This window comes from Alphaproteobacteria bacterium, assembly GCA_037146715.1.
Lineage (GTDB): Bacteria > Pseudomonadota > Alphaproteobacteria > UBA7879 > UBA5542 > JBAWWO01.
Genome location: JBAWWO010000013.1, coordinates 20747 through 30421 on the forward strand (window position 1 = coordinate 20747; position 9675 = coordinate 30421).

The 9675-nt window shown below is 42.9% G+C and carries 6 protein-coding genes; 2 read left to right on the top strand and 4 right to left on the bottom strand.

From position 1 onward, the window contains the following. The first annotated feature begins 107 nt into the window (after positions 1–107). Positions 108–911 carry a terminase family protein gene (locus tag WCG05_04745; protein MEI8321296.1) on the top strand — a complete coding sequence of 268 codons (804 nt, stop codon included), beginning with the start codon at positions 108–110 and terminating at the stop codon, positions 909–911. 374 nt (positions 912–1285) lie between these two features. Here WCG05_04745 and lspA read toward each other — a convergent pair whose 3' ends face one another. Together lspA and ileS are read right to left on the bottom strand one after the other, a co-directional pair. Next, positions 1286–1768: a signal peptidase II gene (gene lspA / locus WCG05_04750; protein MEI8321297.1), complete on the bottom strand. Its 483-nt coding sequence runs from the start codon at positions 1766–1768 to the stop codon at positions 1286–1288. After that, a complete protein-coding gene (ileS, locus tag WCG05_04755) occupies positions 1749–4511 on the bottom strand; it encodes an isoleucine--tRNA ligase (protein MEI8321298.1) in 2763 nt (920 codons plus the stop codon). Before ileS ends, lspA begins: the two co-directional genes overlap by 20 nt. 109 nt (positions 4512–4620) lie before the next feature. Here ileS and WCG05_04760 point away from each other — a divergent pair, with 109 nt between their 5' ends. Beyond that, positions 4621–5688 carry a hypothetical protein gene (locus WCG05_04760; GenBank protein ID MEI8321299.1) on the top strand — a complete coding sequence of 356 codons (1068 nt, stop codon included), beginning with the start codon at positions 4621–4623 and terminating at the stop codon, positions 5686–5688. A 56-nt stretch (positions 5689–5744) separates the two neighbouring features. Here the strand turns inward: WCG05_04760 and WCG05_04765 are convergent, their stop codons facing one another. Together WCG05_04765 and WCG05_04770 are read right to left on the bottom strand one after the other, a co-directional pair. Then, positions 5745–6629 carry a LysR family transcriptional regulator gene (locus WCG05_04765; protein MEI8321300.1) on the bottom strand — a complete coding sequence of 295 codons (885 nt, stop codon included), beginning with the start codon at positions 6627–6629 and terminating at the stop codon, positions 5745–5747. Between the two features lie 198 nt (positions 6630–6827). Then, the gene (locus tag WCG05_04770) at positions 6828–9371 is read right to left on the bottom strand and encodes an outer membrane beta-barrel protein (protein MEI8321301.1); all 2544 of its coding nucleotides are present in this window, start codon (positions 9369–9371) and stop codon (positions 6828–6830) included. Positions 9372–9675: the final 304 nt, after the last annotated feature.

Consider the following 9675-nt stretch of genomic DNA (forward strand, 5'->3'; position numbering starts at 1 on the left):
CTTAAATTATACAAAAGGTATTACTATAAAATCACTCAAAAAGAAAGAAAAATGCATCATAGCGATCATGACGGAAAGTATTTCCCACCATTATGGAGGATGGGAGTTTGTGTTTTATTAAGAAGTGTTGTGATCCTTTAGTAGATGGTCCAAAAAAAACGCCAGAACGGTTGATCAAAATTCCCAAAAAGCAAAAAGATATTTATGATTGGCAGATGCTTGCCCGAGAAAGCCAGCAAATTCCCCAAGGCGATTGGACCGTTTGGTTGCTGATGGCGGGGCGGGGTTTTGGAAAAACTAGAACGGGGGCCGAAACTATTCGGGATTGGGTCAAAACAGGCCAATGCACCCGGATTGCTCTGGTAGCAGATACGGTGGCTGAAGCCCGTATGGTTATGGTAGAAGGGGTCAGTGGCTTGCTGCAAATATCACCCCCCGATGAGCGGCCGCAATTTATAGGAGGCAAGGGAGAACTGATCTGGCCCTGTGGTGCAATGGGTTTTCTTTACTCGTCCGAAAATTATGATCGCCTACGCGGCCCCCAATTCGACGGAGCCTGGGTGGACGAGCTGGCTAAATTTCGATACCCCCAAGCCCTATGGGATCAGCTGATGTTTAGCCTCCGTCTGGGGGAGCGCCCCCGGGTGGTGATCACAACAACCCCCAGGCCGATTACTTTGTTGCATAACCTAATCTATAGTGAGCATACCCACCTAACAACCGGTACAAGTTACGAAAACAAAGAAAATCTTTCCCCCATCTTCGTAAATCAAATTTTAAAAACCTACGAAGGAACCACCATGGGCGCCCAAGAAATTTACGCCCAAATTCTTAATGAGTCGATGGGGGCCTTGTGGCGTCGAGACCTCATCAAATATAAAAAACCATCTTTTTGGCCGACACCTTCGTGAAATTGCAGGTGCTTGGATTCCTCATGTACCCAAATGTACACGTCGGAATCCCTGCCCTTTATTTCACTCGTACTCGACGCAAAAATCCAGGTTTTTTAGAGAGATGTTTTTGAAAAAGTTAAAAAAGAAAGCTGGATCCCCACGTTGGTCTTGCGACCTCCTCGGGATGACGGGAGTGTAGAAAATACCTCAAAATAGAGCTTTTCAGGGCGCAGACCAGGAAGTAAGGCGTGGGTCCTCGGGTCAAGCCCGAGGAAAGCAAAAAAAATGGGGATCGAGGAAAGCAAAAAAAAAGAGCCCAAGGAAAGAAATTGGAGTAGAAAAAAAGCTGGATTGTTTCGTCAGCCTATGGCTTTCTCGCAAGGATCCTGAATTCAGTTATATTTCGTACTTGAGTGGCAGAAATGAACCCAGGTGTACAAGGCAACACCCACCACCACAAAACTATCGGCCACATTAAAAGCTGGCCAGTGGTAGGTCATAATATAAAAATCTAGAAAATCGACAACGGCCCCGTGGATGACTCGGTCAATCAGATTCCCCAGGCCACCCCCTATGATAAAGCTATAGGCTAGAACGAGAGACTCTTTCTTTTCACGGACCAGCAGAAGCCCAACATACCCAAGAACCCCCAATACAAAAGTTCCCAGAACATAGGAAATCCAGGGATACGACAGGGTGTTCAGAATGCCAAAACTAAGACCCCGATTCCACACCAGTACCAAATCAAAAAAGGGGGCCAGGGAAAGGGGGAACATTTGCCAATGTTTCAAGACTAAAAACTTAGAAAGTTGATCAAGAATCAGAATAAATAAAATGATAAAAGGACTTAGTTTTTTAACCATTCTTAACAACATCAGCACATCTGTGGCACAGAGTCGGGGTTTCTGGAATCGTTCCCACCTCTTCTAAAATACGCCAGCAGCGTTCACATTTGTGACCAAAAGCATCAGACACTTTCACGCGAACAGCGGGTCCATCTGTTAGGGTGAATCCGTCCTCGCTTTTCTCATGAATCAAAACTAATTTTGAGGTAATCATTAGCTCTTCCAAGGCAAAACTTTTGAGAACATCAAAAACGGAGGACTCTTCCACGAACAAGAGTACTTGAGCTTCTAAACTAGATTTAATATGTCCTTGAGAGCGCTCTAATTCAATGGCTCCTGTCACTACTCGTCTAACATTGCGTACCACGTCCCAACGTTCAGCCAAGGCTGCATTGTGCCATTCATGGGGAAGGGAGGGCATGTCTTGTAGGAAGATAGACTCATCAGGGGAACGGGTTTGCCAGGCTTCTTCCGCTGTGAAGGAAATAATCGGTGACAGCCACAAACATAGATACTGAAATACATGATGCAAAACTGTCAAAACCGCTTGATATTTAGGGCTAGACCGACTGTCGCAATAGAGAGAATCTTTCCGAATATCAAAATAAAAGGCGGAAAGATCATTCACACAAAAATTATAAAGGTTTCCAAAAAGGATGTGGTAGTTATAGGTATTCAGCCCCTCTACAATTTGAGTCTGCAGGATAAAAAGACGGCCCAAAACCCACTTTTCAAGGTCAGGCAATTTGTCATAAGATACGCAATCCTTAGCTTGGAAGTCTTGTAAATTTCCTAGTAGATATCTGAATGTATTGCGGACTTTTCGGTAAATTTCTTCCTGGCGTTTTAGGCTATCTGTGCTGAGTCTTAGGTCTTCTGATGTATCAGTTCCTGCAACCAAAAGCCTTAAAATATCGGCCCCATGCTTTTCTAAAATTTCTTCCACCGTTAGGGCGTTTCCAGAAGACTTTGAGAGTTTGTGACCTTGGTCATTCACCACAAATCCATGGGTCATAACAGCCTTATAGGGGGCTTTGTTCCGGGTTGCACAAGATACCAATAAAGAAGACTGGAACCAGCCACGATGTTGGTCAGACCCTTCTAGATAAAGATCAGCAGGGAATGTCAGTTCTGGGCGCTGTTCCAAAACGAAGGCATAACTGGCCCCACTTTCAAACCACACATCTAGAATATCTAAGGTCTTTTCATAGTCATTGGGATTATAGTCAGGTCCCAAAAATTTTTCATTGTTCCAGGCATACCAAATGTCGGTCCCGTGTTCTTGAAACAACTGCACAATTCGGTCATTCACTTTAGGATCTTTTAAGGGTTCTCCTGTCGCTTTGGATACGAAGATGGCAATAGGAACACCCCAGCTTCGTTGGCGCGACAAACACCAATCGGGCCGGTCTTTTACCATGGCCTTCAGACGGTTTTTGCTTTGGGGCGGAAACCACTTAACTTTCTCAATTTCGTCCAAGGCCTTTTGCCGCAAGCCGGTCTGATCCATAGACACAAACCACTGGGGAGTTGCCCGATAAATCAAGGGGGCCTTGGACCGCCAAGAATGCGGATAGCTGTGGGTGAGGGTTGTTTCAAAGGCCAGGGCATCTTGTTCCTTTAAGGCCTGGATGACGACACTGTTGCCCTTAAAAATATGAATGCCTGCAAACAGAGGTGTGTGGGCATGGTATACCCCGTCATTGCCTACATAATTGGGAACTTCCAAACCGTATTGTCTGCCCACTTCAAAGTCATCCAATCCATGGCTGGGGGCTGTGTGAACAAGCCCTGTTCCTTGATCTGTTGTCACATGGCTGCCCGCCAAAAAGGGCACCTGAAAATCATAGCCAACCTTATGCAGGGGGTGCCAGGCTTTAAGGCCAGCCAAGTCTTTTCCTGATACGTTCTTTAAAATGCGCACATCTTTGAGCCCCGTTTCAGCAGCAAAGGCATTCAAGCGATTTTCTGCAATAAGAAAGGGATGGTTTCCATCTTCTTGGGCAATCACATAGGTAATGTCTTCCCCATAGGAAAGAGCCCGGTTTGCGGGAATAGTCCAGGGGGTTGTGGTCCAAATAACCGCTGAAACATTATCGATTCCCTGAAGCGGTTCAGGTAAGGGAAAACGTACATAGATGGAGGGCGATACTTTATCGTGGTATTCCACTTCAGCTTCAGCCAGGGCGGTTTTTTCCACCACAGACCATTGAACAGGTTTTAATCCCTTATACAGGCTACCATTCATCAGAATTTTGTGGAGTTCAGCCACAATTTGGCCTTCAGATCTATAATGCATGGTCAGATAGGGATTGTTCCAATCTCCAAAGGCCCCTAACAATTGGGCTTCATCTTTTTGAATATCTACCCATTTTTGGGCAAATTCGCGACATTCCTTGCGGAACTGCAGAGGCTCTACTTGATCCTTGTTCAAATTCTTGGCTTTGTAGGCTTCTTCTATCTTCCACTCAATAGGTAGTCCATGGCAATCCCAACCGGGCACAAAGGGGCAATCTTTCCCCCATAACCGTTGGTACTTCATTGTTATATCTTTTAGAATTTTGTTTAGAGCATGGCCCATATGCAAATGACCATTGGCATAGGGGGGGCCATCATGCAAAACAAATAGGGGGCGACCTTTTGTTTTGTCTGATATTTTTTGATATAAGTTTTGACCCTTCCAATGGGACAGCAGCTTTCGTTCCAATTCAGGCAAGTTAGCCTTCATAGAAAAGTCTGTCTTGGGCAGTAGAACGGTATCTTTAAAATTCATTCCTCAGTTATAGAGATCCTGATCAAAAAAAGCAATGTGGTTGATAGAATCGTCCATTGACGTTCTACAGAATCTTCTATAAATCTTAAAAAAACTAGGGAGAAGTTTCATGAAATTAAGAATTCAAATCTTCTGTTTATTGTGTGGCTTTTGTCTAAAACCAATGGATGGAATGGGGGCTCCTTGGGTGGACGACTTGGGATTAACGCGCCTTTTTGCAAGACTTCCCCAAGCACCTTTGTCCCAAGGGGTTGCAGTGCCTGTAAGGAAAATATTGAGATTTGAGCAAGATAATGCTCTTTTTTTAGGAGATAGAGGCGCCCAAACTTTGTCTAATGTTTTAGCCCGGTTTGAGAGAATACCTTTCAATGCTATTGATTTTGGGGCGAGTCATATTACTGAAGTCGGACTTAAATCTATTGAGAGCATTTTAGAAAAACACCCTGAAATAACATGTCTAAATTTAAGGGATAATGGCATAACAGGGGAAAAAATTTCATGGAATATATCAACTCCTCTTCACAGATTGCGTGAGCTCCATTTGGGTTTTAATAAGATTTCTGATCAGGGGATGAAAAAGCTTTTTAGGGCCCAACTTGATAGTGCTTTGCAGTATCTTGATTTACAAGGCAACAGCTTCACCTATATAGGCATTTTTTCACTGGCAGATTTTCTAAAGACTAATAAAACGCTCACTTTTTTGAATCTGTCTAAAAATCGTTTCGGAAATCTTGGGGCGTTTGGAGTAGCGGAATGCTTAAAAAGCAATCATAGTCTGCAAACATTAGAAATGAGAAGCTGCAAAATAAGAGATGAGGGCGCAAAAACTCTGGGGAAATTTTTGGGTATGAATAAAGGTCTTGAAGATCTAGATCTATCAGACAATGCTATTGGAGATGAGGGAGCCATGGGCCTTGCGGCTGCTTTTGCAACAAACCATACTCTAAAAAAGCTAGATCTAGATGGCAACCATATTCAAGACGCGGGCGCCTGTGCCTTGGCGAAAGCTTTTCTAGAGAGCAATAGCCCCTTAGAAGAATTAAGAATTCAGTGGAACTGTTTAGGTCCTAAGGGGTTAGCTTGCCTTGCAAAACTTAAAGAAAAAAGGACGAAATTAATCGTCATGGATACTCTTCAGAAACCTACTGAGTGTTTAGGTCAGGGAACTTCTGGTTAGACGATTTAGTCGAAAATTAGCAATTAAATAGTAATTAAATTTCCTCAAGAGTTGTCTTATTTTGCAAAAATGGCCCTTAAGAACCCTAAAAATCTTATGACAGGGACGGCGCGTTTATGAATGGTGGGGTAGCTGCAAAAAAAGTCTATGACCGTGCCTTCTTCTTGGGGCAAAACTTGAACTAAATTCTTTTTGGTCAAATCTATAAATTCAACGGGAATACTTGCAATTCCACCGCCCCGTTCTGCTAGCAATACACGAGTTTCTGGGCAATTGACCTCAACTACTGGTTTGCGGGGCTTACCACTGGATGCCCCCAAAGTCAGATGCCAATTCATGGTAGAAAACACAGAATTTTTGGGCCCATAGGCAATCAATTTGTGATGATTTAAGTCCTCTGGATTTTTAGGGGTGCCAAATTTTTCTAGATATTCAGGGCTCGCATAAAGTTTTATATGGGTTCGCATAATAGATTCCTGAATAATATCTTCTTCTCGGTTGAGGTAAGGGGTGATCGCAATTGTCATTTCACTGGAATCAAAATTGATTATGTCTAAATCATTTTTGCAAATTTTCAAGGTAATATCCGGGAATGCTTCCCGGAATTGATCCAGATAAGGCCTTACGAAAAAATCATAAAAACCCACGTAAGTATAAATATTTAAATGACCCGAGGCTTCTTTGTTAACGTTGGTTAGCAGGTTTTTCATACCCTCCATACGTTCCAGAATATCTTTCGCTTCTTCAAGCAGAATTTGTCCTTCAGGCGTTAGAATCAATCCCCTTGATTTGCGTACAAAAAGTTTTGCTTTGAGCCGTATTTCCATGGCAATAATTTTGCGACTGACATTAGACTGATCCATATTCAGTTCAGATGCAGCATTGGTAAAACTGCCGGATTTAGCTACAATATAAAAGGTTTTTAATTGATCAAAGGTCATCTTCTTCCCTAAAATTAATGATTGCTTCGCAAAACTTCGAGTTCTCAGGTTTCTAAGGTACTTTTATACCTGTCGAAGCCCTAAACCCTGGTTTTGCTTGAACTCCTTTAATTTGATAACATATTTTTTACAAATTAAGGAGTCGGCATAGTACCATTTTATACCTACCAATCAAGGAGAAAATAAAGAAGAAATACTCTAGTCCAAAGTATAGGCAAGACCAATTTTGAACTGATTATTGATAATGCTGACTTTTTCTTCGACCCCACCAACAGTAGGATCTTTAAAGACCAGGTGAGGTACATAGTCGATTGTATAATCAGCCCGCAAGCTTACATTTGGGTTCATGAAGACTTCTAAACCACCACCGGCCCGTACGCCCCAAACATAGGTTGTGCTGTTGGGACCCGATGTAAATTGGCGAGAAGTAGAAGAAGAAAAGCTTGCCTTATGAACCAAAGATCCTCCCATCAGGCCCAGTCGCCCATACCCCATGGTTCCATGGTTAAAGATGTATCCGGGACGTGCTGTAAGGGCCCACACATTCTTAAGTTTGTTGCTATAGGTTTCAGTGGTGACCGGCCCTGTTGAAACGAATGTTTCTTGTATCTGGATTGAATTCAGATTTCCTTGGAATTCCCCTGACAAGAAGAAGCGCCCTATATTATAACTATACCCCGTAAAGATGCCCCATAGGGGTTCTGTGCTGCCTGACTGGCCTTTGTATTTGATGGACCCTTTACCATCTAACTCTCGTACGTTCATCATATTGCCAATACCAGTATCAAACCCGAAGTAAAAACCTGTTTGAATGCTGTCTTCGAACTCTGATTCCAAGGAAGGTCCCGCCATGGGACTGGGTTTATAGCTTACGCCCAAACTAACCTGGTTTAGGATATTGCGATCTTTTTTGATAAGGCCTGTCGACGAATTGTACTGGAACGGTTGATAGTTGATTTGGGTGCCTTCCAATCGCAAAGACAACTGATCTGTCAGGGCAGATTCGACGCCAACCCCAAAGACAAACCCTGTTCGACTGTTTGCGCTATAAATTCCAGGGAATATGAATGCCCCCCCTGTTGTGCTTTGCTCATCGTAGGAAAAGTTCGTGGCGGCGGCTCCTATGCGTCCATACAGCAATGTTGTGGGGGAAATATATCCCCCCAGCCTTAGGCTTGCATCCCAAGAAAAATTAATGGCTGAGGTGCTGTTATAAATATTACCAGCTGTTGTTGTGTAAGAGGTTTTTTCTTCTACCCCATAACCCCCAGCTCGTAATTCCAAGCCCTCATAGAAACGCCCCTGAACCAACCCATACCCCAAATAGGCGTGCCCCCCACCGCCAAAATTATCGCCAGACAGTTGTCGCGTACTTGTGGTGCCATTCATTGTGCTGTGGGATGAGGTTTGTGTTGCTAGTTGGTCAAGCTGAACGCCCACATAAAAGCCCTCTCCCACACTCATGTATGGGCTAATGCCGCCCCGATGAGTTAATCTGGTGCTTTCAATAGCTTCTAAATCACGATCCCTATAGGACGTTTTTTCAGTTGTTTCTTCCACAAGCCATTCAGGTGTTTTAGTGGCATTTTGATTTAAATAGATAATGAATCGAGGGGTGGTTCCTTCGCTGCTAAACACTTTTTTACCAATAACACTGGTGCCTTTTTGAACCGACAACACCAGCTTAGTTTCTACAGGATCACTTTGATCAACGGTATAGTCTTGAATCAATCCTCCCTTTTTTTTAGGGACCATCACATCTTTCCAATCTGTTTTCGGCAAGTGGATCACAACTTGATTCAAGTAGGTGTTTTCTACAACCTTGTATTCTTTCTTGCTGTCTGATTCTAATCGCAAAATAGTATCATCTCCTTGGCTAATGATATCCATTTTTTTGACCAACCCTTTTTGGCCTTCTGCCGCCTCTTTGGCTGCTGTTAAATCTTCCGTAAAGATGCCTTCTTTCTCGTGAATAGCATCTTTATTAATGGTTTGAGTATCTAAAATTTGAATGCCAGGGTCGGAACCCAAATCCAAAACCAGCTTAGGATTAGGGGTTTTTTGATCTACCAAAAAGATTTGCAACACTTTTGTGTCCGTAACCACAGATAACTCAATGGATGTTTCATTGCCATTGTCATAAACCGTATACTTTTTGAATCGCCCTACCGGTTGGTCAATTGACATTTTAGGCTTCCATTGGGGTTTCTCATTGGGAATTAAAATAATTTTTGTGCCTGTAGGGTTTTCTTTTAATACAAAATCAACGACCCGATTCATATCAAGAACTACCCGGGTGTTCCCGCCTTTTTGCCCTACACGAATATTATTGATGACCAATGGGTTCTCAAAGATCACTTTTTCAGGTTGCAGCGCTCTCTGAAAAGAGATACCGAAGTTTTGGTTCTTCAAAAGGCCGAATTGATCTAGTTTTAAGGTGTCGCTTACTTTAAAAACCAAATCGCCTGTTCCATCCCCATAGGGAACATAGGTGAAACTTTTGATAAGACCTCCGAAAATATCCGATTTTTTTTGGCTCCATTGGGTTTGAACGGGGAAATGTACCACAAAAGTTTCAGAATCTATGTTTTCAACTTTCAAGTCTTGAGGGCTATCCAAATGAATGGTCACAAAGGGTTTGTCAGGGGTATCATTGTTAATGGCAAGCGCAGTCACTCTGAGTCCATAGGCATACCAAGGAACTAAAAAGAAAACCAACAATAGAAAAAGAATTTTTTTCACAACCCCGCCATACGTTTTTATGAGCAAGTTCACCTATTAGATGGATTGCCTGCCTTATATCTTATAGTCAATTTCTTCGCACCATTTGTCAAGAATCTTCCTTAACACCTGACATATTTGAAAAAAGATAAAAAAATGATAGGATGGCTTCAAAAAAAGGAGGATCTAATGAGAAAAAAAAGTGGTGGTGTGTGGCATGTTGCCGAAATAATAGCGGATGACCTAGAAGATCGAGATACTGGACTGAGCAAACCCCAACGGATTGGTCTGTCAGATATAGCCGCAAGTGTCTTAAGTTGCCGTT